This is a genomic window from Corynebacterium sp. HMSC22B11, assembly GCF_001815965.1.
GTDB lineage: Bacteria > Actinomycetota > Actinomycetes > Mycobacteriales > Mycobacteriaceae > Corynebacterium.
Window position 1 is genome coordinate 21,251 of record NZ_KV823504.1, and the last position, 15,144, is coordinate 36,394.

Here is a 15,144-nt window from a genome sequence, read left to right on the forward strand (position 1 = left end):
GGAGGATTAGCGGGTTAGAGGACGGTGCGCTCGAGCTCGTTGCCGACGAGCTCTTCCAGGTGCTCGCGGACGGACTCCACCGGGATGCGACGGATCACGTCGGTGAAGAAACCGCGGACGATGAGCATCTTGGCCTGTGCCTCCGGAATGCCCCTGGCCTGCAGGTAGTACATCTGTTCGTCGTCGAAGCGACCCACCGTGGCGGCGTGGCCGGCACCTGCGATCTCGCCGGTCTGGATCTCCAGGTTCGGCACGGAGTCCGCACGGGCTCCGGTGGTCAGCAGCAGGTTGTTATTGGTCTCGTAGGTGTCCGTCCCGGTGGCCTCCGGGCGAATCAGGACGTCGCCGATCCACACGGTGCGGGCGTCGCGCTTACGCTCGGACGCCGGGCGATCCGCGTCGGCCGGGTCGCCCTGCAGTGCGCCCTTGTACAGCACGTTGGAGCGGCAGTTCTGGACGGAGTGGTCGATGAGCAGACGCTGCTCGAAGTACTGATCCGCATCAGCGAAGTTGACGCCCAGCATCTCCACGTCGCCACCCGGTGCGGTGTAGCGCACGTGCGGCACGGAGCGCAGGATCTCGCCGCCGAATGCCGCGTAGGCGTGGCGGACGGTGGCATCTCGGCCAGTCTGGACGTGCGAGTTGGAAAGGTGGACGCCATCGTCCTCCCAGTCCTCCAGCACCACGGTGACCAGCTTCGCGCCGTCGCCGACGACGAACTCGACGTTGTCGGAGTGCGCGCCGGAACCCTGGTAACGCAGGATGACGACGGCCTCGGCGTGACGCTCGAGCTCGACGACCAGGGTGCTGTAAGAAACCTGGTCCTCGCCCGGGCCAGTGATCGTGATCTCGATCGGCTCGGTTAGCGCGGTGTCCTTGGCAACCTGGACGTAGTCCGCGACCGGGGCATTCTCCCAGGCCTGGGCTGCAGCACGGTCGACCGGTGCGCCGGCCAGACCCACGCGCGGGTCGGAAGAGTCAACCTTCGTCACGGAGACGTTGTCCCCGGCATCCTCCGGGACCTCGATGACGACGTTGGCGTCCGTGGGCGCCGCGGCGGTGCCGTCATGCAGACCGCGGAGACGACGCAGCGGGGTAAAGCGCCAGTCCTCGTCGCGGCCCTTCGGGATCGCGAAATCCTCAGCCTTGAAGGAGGTGAAGCGGTCGCCCTTAGTCTGGTGATCGGTTCCCGCCTTGACGGTTTGGTTCTGAACGTTTTCCAAGGTGGTCATCTGGCTTAGCCCACCGATCCTTCCATTTGCAGTTCGATCAGACGGTTGAGCTCAAGCGCGTACTCCATCGGGAGCTCCTTGGCGATTGGCTCCACGAAGCCACGAACGATCATCGCCATCGCCTCGTCCTCCTCGAGGCCTCGGCTCATCAGGTAGAAGAGCTGATCTTCGGAGACCTGGGAGACGGTTGCCTCGTGGCCCAAGGTGACGTGGTCGTTGCGGATGTCGTTGTACGGGTATGTATCCGACCGCGAGATGGAGTCCACCAGCAGGGCGTCACACTCAACCTGCGAGGCGGAGTGGTGCGCATTCGGGTGAACCTCGACCAGGCCGCGGTAGGCCGCGCGACCACCGGAGCGGGCCACGGACTTCGAGACGATGTTGGAGCTGGTGTACGGCGCCATGTGGGTCATCTTCGCACCGGTGTCCTGGAACTGGCCCTCACCTGCGAAGGCGACGGACAGGACCTCGCCCTTGGCGTGCGGACCGGTCATCCAGACGGCCGGGTACTTCATGGTGACCTTGGAGCCGATGTTGCCATCGACCCACTCCATGGTCGCGCCCTCCTCACACTTGGTGCGCTTGGTGACGAGGTTGTAGACGTTGTTCGACCAGTTCTGGATCGTCGTGTAGCGGCAGCGGCCGCCCTTCTTCACGATGATCTCGACGACTGCGGAGTGCAGGGAGTCGGTCTTGTAGATCGGGGCGGTGCAGCCCTCGACGTAGTGCACGTAGGCGTCCTCGTCGACGATGATGAGAGTGCGCTCGAACTGGCCCATGTTTTCCGTGTTGATGCGGAAGTAGGCCTGCAGCGGGATGTCCACGTGGACTCCCGGTGGGACGTAAATGAAGGAACCACCGGACCACACGGCGGTGTTGAGAGCGGAGAACTTGTTATCGCCCGCGGGGATCACGGTGCCGAAGTGCTCCTTGAACAGCTCCGGGTACTCCTCGAGGGCGGTGTCGGTGTCGACGAAGATCACGCCCTGCTCCTCCAGGTCCTCGCGGATCTGGTGGTACACAACCTCGGACTCGTACTGCGCGGCGACACCGGCGACGAGGCGCTGGCGCTCCGCCTCCGGGATGCCCAGCTTGTCGTAGGTGTTCTTAATGTCCTCCGGCAGGTCCTCCCAGGTCGTCGCCTGCTGCTCGGTGGAGCGGACGAAGTACTTGATCTGGTCGAAATCGATGCCGGACAGGTCCGCGCCCCAGGTGGGCATGGGCTTCTTGTCGAAGATCTCGAGGGCCTTGAGGCGACGCTCGAGCATCCACTCCGGCTCGTTCTTCTTGGCAGAAATATCCCGGACGACGTCCTCGTTCAGGCCACGGCGCGCGCTGGCGCCGGCGTCGTCGGAATCGTGCCAACCGTAGCCGTAGGCACCGATCGAGTCGATGATTTCCTGATCGGATTGCAGTTTGTCAGCAGCTTGAGTCATAGATTCTTTAGCTTTCCTTCGTTGCGGAAGGGGTAATGGTGGTCAGCGGAATATGGGTCGTACAGATACCGTTGCCGTCCGCGATAGTAGCGAGCGGCTGAGTGTGCTGGCCGAGTAGCTCCGCAACTACCCGGTGCTCTGCAGCGCACAGCTCGGGGAACTCCTCCGCCACGTCCTGGATTGGGCAGTGGTGCCTGCAGATTTGGACGCCGCCGGCCGCGTGGCTCACGGTGGCCGCGTAGCCACGGTTGGTCAGCGCCTCCGCGATGTTCTTGGCCTGGGCCTTCACATCACGGTCGTCTGCGTAGTCACCGTCGAGTTCGGGGATGTCCCCCAACAGATCATTGATGCGTTGCGCAGCAAAGGCCTCGACTGCTTCCTCTCCGCCCGAGTTTTTCAGGGTGCGCAGTGCGAGGAGTGCAAGGGTGTCGTAATCATGACCGAACTGTGCTCGACCCGCATCAGTGAGGCGGAATAGCTTCGCCGGTCGCCCACGCTGTCCTGACCGTGGCGCGTCAACGGCCTCAGCGAGCCCATCTGCGACGATGTTGTCCAGATGGCGCCTCACGCCAGCGGCGCTCAAACCAAAAGCCTCGCTGATGGTTGTCGCGCTCACCGGCCCGTGTCTCAACACGTACAGCAGGATGCGACGGCGCGTGTCGGTTTCCACTGGTGCCATATCAACCCGCCTTTCATCGTTGAGTGCCGTCATGATTAGACAACACGAGTGTGTCTTAAATAATTCCCCCTGTCTACTAAGGCGAACCTATGTTCCTTAAAAACGCCGGTTTCATTATCGTGGTTGCATGTCTTCGAACCGACCCGGCCGCGCGTTGATCCGCGGCCCCTTCAGCCTGTGGCGCCGCTATTTGGACGTGCTGCCCCGGCTCGGCCTGGCCGGTTCCCGATCGGCACAGCTCCACCAAGAGGGTCGGGTGCTTCCCCTCCACGCGCCGTTGGAGCCCCTGAACCCCGCCTACCGGCTGCGGCTGCAGATCGCGGTGTGGCTGGGATCCATCGGCACCATTCTCATCGCCCTCGGGGGTATTGGCGCGGGCGCCATGCCCGTGGTGGGCAACCCATTCTGGTCCGTTCCCGGGATCAACGTCTTGGCCCGGATGCTGCACAGCACCACCGTGACCGTCTTCGTCGGAATCGGATTCCTAGTGCTCGCCTGGCTCCTACTCGGCGCCTTCGTGCTGGGGCCAGGGGGAAGGCAAGTCCCCCGCCTGCCCATCCGCACCTATTGGCGGATCTTCGCCCTCTGGGTGCTTCCCCTGGCGATCACTGCGCCGATGTTCACCCAGGACATCTACTCTTATCTAGCCCAAGGGGCGATCGCCGCGCAGGGGCTGGACCCGTATAGCGCAGGTCCGGTGGACATCCTCGGGATGCAAGACCCGCTCGCCCGTTCCGTGCCCTTGATGTGGGCGCACTCCCCTGCGCCCTACGGCCCGGTCGCACTGGGCTACGGGGCCGTGATCTCCATGATCACCGGCAACAACATCGTGCTGGGGGTCTTCGGCCATCGGCTGATGAGCATCACCGGCCTGGTGCTCACCGGCTGGGCGTTGACGAGGCTCGCCCAGCGCTGTGGCATCGCGCCCCAGACAGCCTGGTGGCTCGGGGTGCTGAACCCGCTGACGCTGCTCCACCTCGTCGCGGGTATCCACAACGAGGCGCTCATGCTCGGCTTTCTGCTCGTGGGCATGGAGTTCGTGCTGCGCGGCACCGACCATTACGAGCGACCTTTGAGCAGCCGCCTGCTGCTCATGGCCTCCGGCACGGTGCTCGTCACCTGCGCGGGCCTGATCAAGGTGACCGCCCTGATGGCTCTCGGCTTCACCGCAGTGGCGATCGCGCGCTGGTGGGGCGAGGGACTGCGACACCTTATCGGTGCAGGAGTGGCCAGCGCGGTGGTCGCCGCGGCCACTGCGAGTCTGTTCTCCGTGATCACAGGCGTGGGCTTCGGTTGGATCACCTCCCAGGGTGGGGCGGCAGAAATCATCAGCTGGATGAGCCTGTCCACGTTGGCGGGTTTGGCGTCGTCGTTCTTAGGGCCCCTCCTTGGCTTAGGGGACCAACAGTCCGCTGCGCTGCTCGTTTTCCGCTTCCTCGGGGTGATGATCGGCGCATTCTGGGTGGTGCGCATGCTGTGGGCCTCCTACCGGGGCCGAATCCACCCCGTGGGAGGGCTCGGGGTCGCCACTTTGTTCCTCGTGATCTTCTTCCCCGTCGTCCACCCCTGGTATCTGCTCTGGGCCATTCTGCCGCTCGCGGCGTGGGCCAACCGGCCGGTCTTCCACTTCGCGACAATCGTGTACTCGGTGGCTTTCAGCTTCTTCATCCTGCCCCGTGGTCTCGGGCTACCGCCGGCGACGGTGGCCTTCATCTACGCCATGTCCGCGCTACTTTTCCTCGCGTTTCTGGTCGCCAGCTGGCGCTACCTCAAGAAACACCCGGCATATGCCAACGCCCTCGCGTTGCCTCGCCCCAAAGAGATGCCTACGAAGGCAGACACACCCAACAACCGGTGATCCCCCAGCCCGCGCCATCTGGCTAGACTGAATAGCTGTGAAAATGCAGGACTCTTCGGCCCCCCAACTCCAACCACTGCTGCAGGTCACTGGCGCGGTGAAGAAGTTTGGCGCCCACACCGCCGTCGATGGGCTGGACTTCCAGGTCTACCCCGGCGAGATCGTGGCACTACTGGGCCCGAACGGCGCGGGCAAAACCACGACCATCGAGATGTGCGAGGGCTTCGCCCGCCCGGATGCCGGCGAGATCCGGCTGTTCGGCCTGGACCCCGCTAAGGAATCCGACGCCGTGCGTTCCCGCATTGGGGTGATGCTGCAGGGTGGCGGCGCCTACCCCGGCATCCGGGTCGGCGAGATGCTCAAGCTGGTTGCCAGCTACAGCGAGGACCCGCTGGATACCGAGTGGCTGCTGGACATGGTGGGGCTCACCAAGCACCGCTCCACCACCTATCGGCGCCTCTCCGGCGGCCAGCAGCAACGTCTAGCGCTCGCCTGCGCCCTGGTGAACCGCCCGGAACTGGTCTTCCTCGATGAGCCCACCGCAGGGCTGGATGCACAGTCCCGTCACGCGGTATGGGATATCGTGCGCTCCATGCGTCGCGATGGCGTGGGTGTCGTCCTCACCACCCACCTGCTCGACGAGGCTGAGGCGCTCTCCGACCGGGTCGTCATCATCGACAAGGGCAAGGTCGTCGCCGCGGGCACCCCGAAGGAACTCACCTCCGAGCGCGCGGGTGGCGGTAGCGGGCATACCTTCCAGGTCAGCGTCGACGCCGATCTCGACCGGGACCACTTCCACCGTGCCCTCCTCGAGGTCAAGGCCGGTGCGGCCAAGGCAGGACAAGGAGTACTGCTGGATGAGGTCGGCGGTGCCGCGTCGGCGCCTTCGGTACTAGTCCGGGAGATCAAACCACGCCAGTTCGCCGTAGAGGGCATTCCGGCCACACCCGATGGCGTCCTGATGATCGCGCTCGCCGCCCGTGACTGCGCAACGATGATCACGAAGCTCGACAGCACTGAACAGACCCTTGAGGAAGTTTTCCTCTCGCTGACCGGATGGGAGATGCGTTCATGACTTCCGCGAATAACCGAGGCATGCAGAACAGCCATCCCGCAGGGACGCCATCGGGTCAGGGGGCCGGAACTCCGGTGGAGCCTGTGGCCGAGACGGGTGCAGTGATGGAGGACGCGCCAGCTACCGGCGGCCGCTTCCCCGTCGGGACCTTCGAGCCTGCCCCGAAACAAGCCAGCTTCGTGCGGATGCTGTTGGCACAGACCAAAATTGAGTCGTTGCTCTTCCTGCGTCACGGCGAGCAGCAGCTGCTGTCCCTGATCATCCCGGTCGGCTTGCTGCTGGGGCTGGCACTCGTGCCGGTTGTCCCGTTGGACGACCCAGTGGCCAGAGCGTTCCCGATGGTGCTGGCGGTGGCGATCATGGGTGCTGGTTTCACAGGCCAGGCCATCGCCGTGGCCTTCGACCGGCGTTACGGGGCACTCAAACGGATTGGGGCGGCCGGGGTTCCCACCTCGGCTCTCATCGCCGGCAAGATCGCTGCAGTGTTGATTGTGGTCGCCATCCAAGTGCTGATCCTCACGGTGGTCGCGCTGCTGCTGGGGTGGTCCCCGCCAGGGCTCGGCCTTGTGATCGCCGTGATCTTCCTCATCCTGGGGGTGGGGTGCTTCACCTCGCTGGGCCTGCTGCTCGGGGGCACCTTGAGCTCCGAGATGGTGCTGGCACTCGCGAACACCATTTGGTTTGTACTGCTGGGTGCGGTTGGTTACTCCACCGTCGCCTCCGACCTGGGGCCCCAGGTACAAACCCTGTTGCAGCTGATTCCATCCGTGGCGCTGGCTGCCGGGCTGGAAGAATCCTTCGCCGGCGGGGTCGACTGGTTCGCCATCGTCGTTCTCGCGGTCTGGGCGATCGTGGGTGCGGTCGCCGCCCGGAAGCTGTTCTCTTTCACCATCAAGGGCGACTAGCCCTCACCGGGAATCCTCCCCTGTATTCGCTAGCCGACCCCCTGCCCCACTGCCTGAGGTGGAACGCTGCCTGAGCTGGCACGCTGCCAACGAACCGCGGGGTGAAACGAGCCCCGCGCGCCCTTTCGCTTTGCTCCCTCACCACGACTAATCTTGAGTGCTGTGATGGATCCGATTAGCCAACAAGCAGCCCAGACGAACAACCCGTTGAGCCGGGCAATGCTGAAACTCTATGCAGCTATTTACCGCGCGGACCGCAAGGTCGGCTTGCCGCGCCAGGTGGACGCCGATGGCAACAAGGTCGTGAAGGTTCCGCGGCTCAAGACCCAGTGGGTGCTGACCCTTATCCTGCTGATCTGCCAGACGGGGATCACCTTCACCGGTTCCCTCGTGCGCGTTACCGGCTCCGGGCTTGGTTGCGAGACCTGGCCGCAGTGTCACCCGGGTTCCTTCGTGCCGGTCCCCGGGTCGGCGCCGTGGATCCACCAGATTATTGAGTTCGGTAACCGCCTACTGACCTTCGTGCTGGCTGCCGCCGCCCTCGCTGCCTTCATCGCGCTGCTGCGCGCCGGCCGACGCTCCTCGATCCTCCACCTGTCCTTCATCCAGGGTCTGGGCATTATCGCCCAGGCAGTCATCGGTGGCATCAGCGTGCGCCTGGATCTGGCGTGGTGGATCGTCGCCGCCCACTTCCTGCCCTCCATGCTGCTTGTCTTCCTGGCTGCGGTCCTGCTCGTCAAGGTCACCGAGGACGACGACGCCCCCATCAAGGAGCAGATGCCTGCTGCCCTGCGCGTCCTCACCACCATGAACGCCGTGGCGCTGGCCGTTACCCTTTTCACGGGCGTGCTCGTCACGAGTGCCGGCCCGCACGCCGGTGACGAGGCCATCAAGCCGGAGCACCGCCTGCAGGTGAGCCTTGAATCCATCGCCCACATCCACGCCCACGCCATGTACCTTTACCTGGGCTTGACGATCGGCCTGATTGCCGCCCTCATCGCCGTGGTGGCCGCGTCGCGTGTGCGGAAGGCTGCCGCCTGGATGTGCGCCGGAATCCTCTTCCAAGCAGTGGTAGGCATCATCCAGTTCTGGCTGGGCGTGCCACGCTGGACCGTCCCGGTCCACGTCATCGGCTCCGGCCTGGTCACCCTCGCAACGGGTTACCTATGGGCGCTGCGTTACCAGAAGACCCACGAGGAGCAGAGCGAAACGGTGAGCCACGCCGTTCAGGGAGACTAAAATTCCCTCCCCGGCCGGGCCCATGAGACCAGCCTCCCCCGGGGCCATAGCTCGCCCACCGGGCGAGTGCATAAGAATTCAGCCCGCGTGGACAGCGTCGATCGACGACGACCACGCGGGTTTTTTGCTACGGCTGGGCTGGCCCCTCATCGCCGATGGCGGCTTTGGCCTTGCGGGCCGCAAGGATCACGAACACGAGCATGACTCCGACCGCCACCAGGCTGGCCCACGCGATCTGCTCCTCGGTGGCGAAGGCGAAGAAGATTCCGCCGAGGATCATCGGCAGGCTGCTGGCCTTGAGATAGCCCGCAGCTGCCTTATGCCCGGTCTGCCATGCCTCATCGCTAGCAAGAGTCCTGGAGGTCCTGATACCGATCCATGCGTTGCGGGGCAGACTTTCTGTGCCGGCTTTAATTCCGGTCCAGAGCAGTAGACCCCCGAGACCACGTAAACGGAAGCCATGAGGATGTTAAAGATGCTCATCGAATGCCTTTCGATACGAATAAATCAAGGCCGCATCCTCCCGGATGCGGCCTGCAGATCGGGGCGAATCCCCGGGTTAGGGCTACAGCTTAGTTGCCGAGCATCTGCCAGACGGTGTTCCAGCCAATAACGGCGTCGACGGAGAGGGCAACGAAAAGCAGGGACAGGTAGTTATTCGACAGGAAGAACAGCTGCATCGGCTTCACCGGGGTGCCCTCCTTGACTCCGCGGTGCAGGCCGTGGGCACGGAAGATAAACCAGGCGCCCGACACCAGCGCTGCGACGGCGTAGATCCAGCCCGCGGCGGGAACGAGCAGCAGCGAGGTGATGACCGTCGCCCAGGTGTACCAGAGGATCTGGCGGGTGACCTCCAACGGCGGCTTGACCACCGGCATCATGGGAACGCCCGCGGCCTTATAGTCCTCGCGGTAGCGCATACCCAGCGCCCAGGTGTGGGGCGGGGTCCAGAAGAAGATGACCATGAACAGGATGATCGCCTGAATCCAGGAGCTCCAGCCCGCGTTGAAGGCGCCGCCGTTGTTGTCCGTGACAGCAGCCCAGCCGACCATGACGGGCATGCAGCCGGCGGCCCCACCCCAGATGACGTTCTGCCAGGTGCGGCGCTTCAACCACTTGGAGTAGACATAAACGTAGAACCAGATCGTCAGCAGGATGAACGCGGCAGACAGCGGAGAATGCACGAGGAAGGTCAGCCACAGCACACTGGCGATCATCAGCACCCAGGCGAAAATCTTCGCGTGCTCGACCGGAACCGTGTCCTTGGCTAGCGGGCGGCGACGGGTGCGGCGCATCAACTGGTCGATGTCATAGTCGACGACCATGTTGAAAGTATTTGCGGAGGCCGCGCCCATCCAGCCACCGATGAGGGTGAGGATGATCAGGCCGAGCTCAATCTCACCGCGATTGGCCTGGAGCATCGCCGGGATCGTCGCGACGAGGAGCAACTCGATGACCCGGGGCTTAGTCAACGCTAGATAAGCCTTGACCGCATCCAAGATTCCATTCACGAAGCCTTCTGCCTCCACTTCTCCACGTCTTATCCGCCTATACGCTACCCGAGCGCATTCTGTGGGCGAAACTGCGCCGATACCGCGAGTCGCCAGAATTGGGGGCTGGATTGGCGACGTTTCATCAAGCCCTCTTGAGTAGTCGAAAAAGGAGGCTGAAAAGTTCCGGCTGCCCCAAGAACGCAGAGTTTTGCCGTGGCCGGTAGATTGAATATGCATAGTCAAGCCTCGCTCGCGCGTCCGCGGCGGCGAGAGCTACAACCCGAGTACGTCACACCCCGAGGAAGGCCCAAGTTCGTGTCTTATAATCCGAATCTCCCTGCCGAGCTCCAAGCATTGATGGTCCGCAACTTCCCGGCGGACTGGTCTGAGAAGGACACCCGGGCGGTTGACCTCGCCCGCGTGCTTGCCGCCGACGCCGTGGAGAAGTGCGGTTCGGGCCACCCGGGCACCGCGATGAGCCTCGCGCCCCTGGCCTACACGCTCTACCAGCGCGTGCTGCGCCACAACCCGAAGAACCCGACTTGGGTTGGTCGCGACCGTTTCGTCCTCTCCTGTGGCCACTCTTCGCTCACCCAGTACATCCAGCTGTACTTGGGTGGTTTCGGCCTGGAACTCGAGGACATCAAGCAGCTGCGCCAGTGGGGCTCCCTGACCCCGGGCCACCCGGAGGTCGGCCACACCGACGGCGTGGAGATCACCACCGGCCCGCTCGGCCAGGGCCTGGCTTCCGCCGTGGGCATGGCGATGGCCGCCCGCCGCGAGAAGGCGCTCTTCGACCCGAACGCCGGCGACGGCGAGTCCCCGTTCGACCACTTCGTCTACGTCATCGCCTCCGACGGCGACGTCCAGGAGGGTATCACTGCCGAGGCGGGCTCCCTGGCCGGTACCCAGGAGCTGGGCAACCTCATCGTCTTCTGGGACGATAACGGCATCTCCATCGAGGACGACACCACCATCGCCTTCACCGAGGACGTCGCCGCCCGCTACGAGGCCTACGGCTGGCAGGTCCTGGAGGTCACCGGTGAGGACGTCGAAGGCATCCTGGACGCCGTGGAGCGCGCGAAGCAGGAGAAGAACAAGCCGACCTTCATCCGCATGCGCAGCGTCATCGCCTACGGTGCGCCGACCGCAGTGAACACCGGCGCCTCCCACGGTGCGGCTCTGGGTGCCGAGGAGATCTCCGGGGTCAAGAAGAACCTCGGCTTCCCGGACGAGGCCTTCCCGGTCGAAGAGGAGATCATCGAGCACACCCGCCAGCTCATCGACCGCGGCGAGGCGGCGGAGGCCGAGTGGCGTAAGAGCTTCGACGCCTGGGCTGAGGCTAACCCAGAGAACAAGGCGCTCTTCGACCGCCTTTTCGCCGGCGAGCTGCCGGAGGGCTTTGATGCCGAACTGCCGAGCTACGAGGCCGGAGAGTCCGTCGCGACCCGCAAGGCCTCTGGTGCTGCGCTGCAGGCTCTGGCGAAGAAGATGCCGGAGCTGTGGGGCGGCTCCGCCGACCTGGCTGGCTCCAACAACACCCTCATCAATGGGGAGGACTCCTTCGGCCCGACCAGCATCTCCACCTCCACCTTCACTACCTCCCCGACCGGCCGGAACCTGCACTTCGGCATCCGGGAGCACGCGATGGGCGCGATCATCAACGGCATCGCCCTGCACGGCCCGACCCGCCCGTACGGTGCGACCTTCCTGCAGTTCTCCGATTACATGCGCGCCTCCGTCCGCCTGGCTGCGCTGATGAGCACGGATAGTTACTTCGTGTGGACGCACGACTCCATCGGCCTGGGTGAGGACGGCCCGACCCACCAGCCGATCGAGCACCTGGCTGCGCTGCGCGCAATCCCGAACCTCGCGGTGATCCGTCCGGCTGATGCCAACGAGACCTCCGCCGCATGGGCGGAAGCCCTCGAGGCTCCGGCCGCGCCGAAGGCCATGATCCTCACCCGCCAGAACGTCCCGGTCCTGGAGGGCACCAAAGAGAAGGCCCGCGAGGGTGTGCGCCGCGGTGGCTACATCCTCCGCGAGTCCTCCACCGAGACCCCGCAGGTCATCCTCATCGGTACCGGCTCCGAGGTGCAGCTGGCCGTGGCTGCGGCCGAGGCGCTGGAGGCCGAGGGCATCGGCACCCGCGTGGTGTCCATGCCGGTCGTCGAGTGGTTCAAGGCCCAGGACCAGGCTTACCGCGACGAGGTGCTGCCACCGTCCGTGACCGCCCGCGTCTCCGTCGAGGCGGGCATCGCGATGCCGTGGCACGAGTTCACCGGCTTCGGTGGGCGCAACATCTCCATCGAGCACTTCGGTGCCTCGGCGGACTACCAGCGTCTCTACCAGGAGTACGGCATCACGGCAGAGGCTGTCGCCGACGCCGCCCGCGAGCTCGTCTAGCTAGTTCGTTACGGCGCGCTCCCCCGGCGTTTTTCGGCGGGTTTTCTGCCCGGGGGAGCAAAGTCGAAACCATCGCCTGCCAGCAGTAGGCTGGTGAGCGATGAACACTCCAAGCAATATCCAGAAACTCGCTTCCGCTGGCACTTCCGTGTGGCTCGACGACCTGTCCCGGCCACGCCTGACTAGCGGTGAGCTCGCCTCCCTCATCGATGCTAAGGGCATCGTGGGAGTGACGACCAACCCAGCCATCTTCGCGGCTGCCATGTCCCAGGGGGATGACTACGACGAGCAGCTGCATCAGCTCGCTGCCGACGGCGTCGCCGCCGACGAGGCGGTCTTTGCCATGGCGGTCAAGGACGTGCAGGATGCCTGCGACGTCCTGGTGGGCGTCCACGAGCAGACCGGCGGTGTCGACGGCTGGGTCTCCCTCGAGGTCGACCCTCGCCTCGCCCACGATGCTGCCGGGACGGTCGCGCAGGCCAAGGAGCTGGCCGCTCAGGTCAATCGCGCAAACCTGATGATCAAGATCCCCGCGACCACCGAGTGCCTGCCCGCGATCTGCGAGGTGCTGGCCGCAGGCATCAGCGTCAACGTGACCCTCATCTTCAGCGTGGAGCGCTACGAGCAGGTCATGGAAGCCTTCGTCGAGGGCATCGCCGCCGCCGAGAAGGCGGGCAAGGACATCAGCAAGATCCACTCTGTTGCCTCCTTCTTCGTCTCCCGCGTGGACAGCGACATCGACCCGCAGCTGGCTGACAAGGGTGCGGAGGCCACAGCGCTGCAGGGCAAGGCGGCACTCGCCAACGCCCGCCTGGCCTACGCTTCCTACCTCGACAAGCTGGCCAATAACCCCCGCTGGCAGGAGTTCGTTGGTCGTGGGGCGAACACCCAGCGCCCGCTGTGGGCGTCCACCTCCGTGAAGAACCCGGAGTACCCAGACACCCTCTACGTCACCGAGCTCGCGGGCCCCAACACCGTCAACACGATGCCAGAGGCCACCCTCGACGCGACGATTGACCACGGCGAGACCACCGGCGACCAGCTGAGCGGGCGGGCCAGCGAGTCCCTCGAGGTCTTCTCCGCGCTCACCAGCGCCGGCATCGACCTGCCGGAGGTCTGGCAGCGCCTGGAGACCGAGGGCGTGCAGAAATTCGAGCAAGCCTGGAACGAGCTCCTCGTGACCCTGCGCGAGCAGCTCGCGAAGGCCAAGTAGTTTTTCCGCCACGAGTACTGCCAATCGGAAAGGGGATCGCTTCGACGTGGGCGCATCACAGGAGAACCTGAACAACCCGCTGCGCAATCCGCAGGATAAGCGCCTCCCGCGCATCGCCGGCCCCGGCGGCTTGGTGATCTTCGGGGTTACCGGTGACCTGGCACGCAAGAAGCTGCTGCCCGCGATCTACGACCTCGCCAACCGCGGTTTGCTGCCCCCGGGCTTCTCCCTGGTGGGCTACGGGCGACGCGCGTGGAGCAAGGCGGAGTTCGAAGCCCAGGTTCTGGAGAGCGTGAAGGCGGGAGCCCGCACCCCGTGGCGTAACGCGGTCTGGGACCGGCTCGCCGAAGGCATCGAGTTCGTCCAGGGCGACTTCTCCGACGACGCCGCTTTCGACAAGCTCGCTGCTGTCACCGCCCAGCTCGACGAGCAGCGCGGCACGTCCGGGAACTGGGCCTTCTACCTCTCCGTTCCGCCACAGCACTTTTCCAGCGTGATCCACCAGCTGCAGCGCTCCGGAATGGCCCGCAGCGAAAACGGCTGGCGCCGAGTGGTCATCGAGAAGCCCTTCGGCCACGACGAGGCCTCCGCGAAGGAGCTCAATGATGTGGTCAACGAGGTCTTCCCCGAGTCCGATGTCTTCCGCATCGACCACTACCTGGGTAAGGAGACGGTGCAGAACATCCTGGCGCTGCGCTTCGCCAACCAGCTTTTCGACCCGCTGTTTAACTCCCACTACATCGACCACGTGCAGATCACGATGGCTGAGGACATCGGGCTCGGGGGGCGCGCAGGCTACTACGACGGCATCGGTGCCGCCCGGGATGTGCTGCAGAACCACCTGCTGCAGCTGCTCGCCCTCATCGCGATGGAGGAACCCGTAGCCTTCAACCCCGCAGAGCTGCAGAGCGAAAAGATCAAGGTGCTGCGCGCCACCCGCCCCGTCGGCCCCTTCGCGAAAACCACCGCACGGGGCCAGTACACCGCGGGCTGGCAGGGCAGCGTTCCGGTGTGCGGCCTGCGGGAGGAGGAGGGCTTCGACCCGGAGTCCACCACCGAGACCTTTGCGGCGGCCACCTTCGAGATCTCCTCCCGCCGCTGGGCGGGCGTGCCCTTCTACCTGCGCACCGGCAAGCGCCTGGGCCGCCGGGTCACGGAGATCGCGCTGGTGTTTAAGAAGGCCCCGCACCTGCCCTTCGTGGACGGCCAGACCACCGCCCAGGGCAGCAATATGCTGGTCATCCGCGTTCAGCCCGAGGAGGGCGTGCTCATGCGCTTCGGCTCCAAGGTGCCTGGCTCCGGGATGGAGGTCCGCGATGTGAACATGGACTTCTCCTACTCCGAGTCCTTCACCGAGGAGTCCCCCGAGGCCTACGAGCGCCTGATCCTGGATGCCTTCCTCGACGAGGCGAGCCTCTTCCCCACCAACGAAGAAGTCGAGCTCTCCTGGCGCATCCTGGACCCCATCCTGAAGTCCTGGGAAAGCCACGGTACTCCAGAAGATTACCCAGCCGGCACGTGGGGTCCACCGGGAGCAGACGAACTCATGTCCCGCAGCGGCCGCCAGTGGCGCCGCCCATAAGCCCGCTTCCCCACCATTCAAGCGAG

12 protein-coding genes are annotated in these 15,144 nt (G+C 64.9%); 7 read left to right on the forward strand and 5 right to left on the reverse strand.

Annotated features, from left to right (window positions below):
- Positions 1-14: 14 nt before the first annotated feature.
- Genes sufD through HMPREF3088_RS06185 form a run of 3 tightly spaced genes read right to left on the reverse strand, consistent with a single transcriptional unit; the run spans position 15 to position 3,347 of the window.
- Positions 15-1,232, reverse strand: coding sequence for a Fe-S cluster assembly protein SufD (gene sufD, locus HMPREF3088_RS06175; protein ID WP_070758910.1), 1,218 nt, complete (start codon positions 1,230-1,232; stop codon positions 15-17).
- A gap of 5 nt (positions 1,233-1,237) precedes the next feature.
- Positions 1,238-2,668 (reverse strand): Fe-S cluster assembly protein SufB, encoded by a 1,431-nt coding sequence (gene sufB, locus HMPREF3088_RS06180; RefSeq protein ID WP_070758911.1) that lies wholly within the window; start codon positions 2,666-2,668, stop codon positions 1,238-1,240.
- 7 nt (positions 2,669-2,675) lie between these two features.
- Complete coding sequence (locus HMPREF3088_RS06185) at positions 2,676-3,347, reverse strand: helix-turn-helix transcriptional regulator (RefSeq protein WP_070758912.1); 672 nt, start codon at positions 3,345-3,347, stop codon at positions 2,676-2,678.
- A gap of 127 nt (positions 3,348-3,474) precedes the next feature.
- Between HMPREF3088_RS06185 and mptB the strand changes: the two genes are divergently transcribed.
- The 4 genes from mptB (at position 3,475) to HMPREF3088_RS06205 (ending at position 8,424) form a co-directional block, all read left to right on the forward strand.
- Complete coding sequence (mptB, locus tag HMPREF3088_RS06190) at positions 3,475-5,205, forward strand: polyprenol phosphomannose-dependent alpha 1,6 mannosyltransferase MptB (RefSeq protein ID WP_256374472.1); 1,731 nt, start codon at positions 3,475-3,477, stop codon at positions 5,203-5,205.
- A gap of 43 nt (positions 5,206-5,248) precedes the next feature.
- The gene (locus HMPREF3088_RS06195; protein ID WP_070758913.1) at positions 5,249-6,280 is read left to right on the forward strand and encodes an ABC transporter ATP-binding protein; all 1,032 of its coding nucleotides are present in this window, start codon (positions 5,249-5,251) and stop codon (positions 6,278-6,280) included.
- A complete protein-coding gene (locus tag HMPREF3088_RS06200) occupies positions 6,277-7,185 on the forward strand; it encodes an ABC transporter permease (protein WP_070759067.1) in 909 nt (302 codons plus the stop codon). The genes HMPREF3088_RS06195 and HMPREF3088_RS06200 overlap by 4 nt, the downstream gene beginning before the upstream one ends.
- A gap of 165 nt (positions 7,186-7,350) precedes the next feature.
- Positions 7,351-8,424, forward strand: a complete 1,074-nt coding sequence (locus HMPREF3088_RS06205) for a COX15/CtaA family protein (protein ID WP_070758914.1) — start codon at positions 7,351-7,353, stop codon at positions 8,422-8,424.
- 127 nt (positions 8,425-8,551) lie between these two features.
- Here the strand turns inward: HMPREF3088_RS06205 and HMPREF3088_RS06210 are convergent, their stop codons facing one another.
- Entirely contained in the window at positions 8,552-8,854 is a 303-nt protein-coding gene (locus tag HMPREF3088_RS06210) for an SdpI family protein (RefSeq protein WP_371441312.1), read from the reverse strand.
- 142 nt (positions 8,855-8,996) lie between these two features.
- Positions 8,997-9,923 (reverse strand): heme o synthase, encoded by a 927-nt coding sequence (locus tag HMPREF3088_RS06215; RefSeq protein WP_187440843.1) that lies wholly within the window; start codon positions 9,921-9,923, stop codon positions 8,997-8,999.
- Between the two features lie 351 nt (positions 9,924-10,274).
- Here HMPREF3088_RS06215 and tkt point away from each other — a divergent pair, with 351 nt between their 5' ends.
- The 3 genes from tkt to zwf all read left to right on the forward strand — a co-directional run bounded on the left by tkt (position 10,275) and on the right by zwf (position 15,118).
- Entirely contained in the window at positions 10,275-12,323 is a 2,049-nt protein-coding gene (tkt, locus tag HMPREF3088_RS06220; protein WP_070761408.1) for a transketolase, read from the forward strand.
- A 100-nt stretch (positions 12,324-12,423) separates the two neighbouring features.
- Positions 12,424-13,536 (forward strand): transaldolase, encoded by a 1,113-nt coding sequence (gene tal, locus HMPREF3088_RS06225; RefSeq protein ID WP_070758916.1) that lies wholly within the window; start codon positions 12,424-12,426, stop codon positions 13,534-13,536.
- A 46-nt stretch (positions 13,537-13,582) separates the two neighbouring features.
- Positions 13,583-15,118, forward strand: coding sequence for a glucose-6-phosphate dehydrogenase (gene zwf / locus HMPREF3088_RS06230; RefSeq protein ID WP_070758917.1), 1,536 nt, complete (start codon positions 13,583-13,585; stop codon positions 15,116-15,118).
- Positions 15,119-15,144: the final 26 nt, after the last annotated feature.

What these genes read in the sequence shown, in the direction of transcription:
- sufD (WP_070758910.1), bottom strand. Translation starts at nt 1,232, where the DNA reads ATGACCACCTTGGAAAACGTTCAGAACCAAACCGTCAAGGCGGGAACC.
- sufB (WP_070758911.1), bottom strand. Translation starts at nt 2,668, where the DNA reads ATGACTCAAGCTGCTGACAAACTGCAATCCGATCAGGAAATCATCGAC.
- HMPREF3088_RS06185 (WP_070758912.1), bottom strand. Translation starts at nt 3,347, where the DNA reads ATGGCACCAGTGGAAACCGACACGCGCCGTCGCATCCTGCTGTACGTG.
- mptB (WP_256374472.1), top strand. Translation starts at nt 3,475, where the DNA reads ATGTCTTCGAACCGACCCGGCCGCGCGTTGATCCGCGGCCCCTTCAGC.
- HMPREF3088_RS06195 (WP_070758913.1), top strand. Translation starts at nt 5,249, where the DNA reads ATGCAGGACTCTTCGGCCCCCCAACTCCAACCACTGCTGCAGGTCACT.
- HMPREF3088_RS06200 (WP_070759067.1), top strand. Translation starts at nt 6,277, where the DNA reads ATGACTTCCGCGAATAACCGAGGCATGCAGAACAGCCATCCCGCAGGG.
- HMPREF3088_RS06205 (WP_070758914.1), top strand. Translation starts at nt 7,351, where the DNA reads ATGGATCCGATTAGCCAACAAGCAGCCCAGACGAACAACCCGTTGAGC.
- tkt (WP_070761408.1), top strand. Translation starts at nt 10,275, where the DNA reads ATGGTCCGCAACTTCCCGGCGGACTGGTCTGAGAAGGACACCCGGGCG.
- tal (WP_070758916.1), top strand. Translation starts at nt 12,424, where the DNA reads ATGAACACTCCAAGCAATATCCAGAAACTCGCTTCCGCTGGCACTTCC.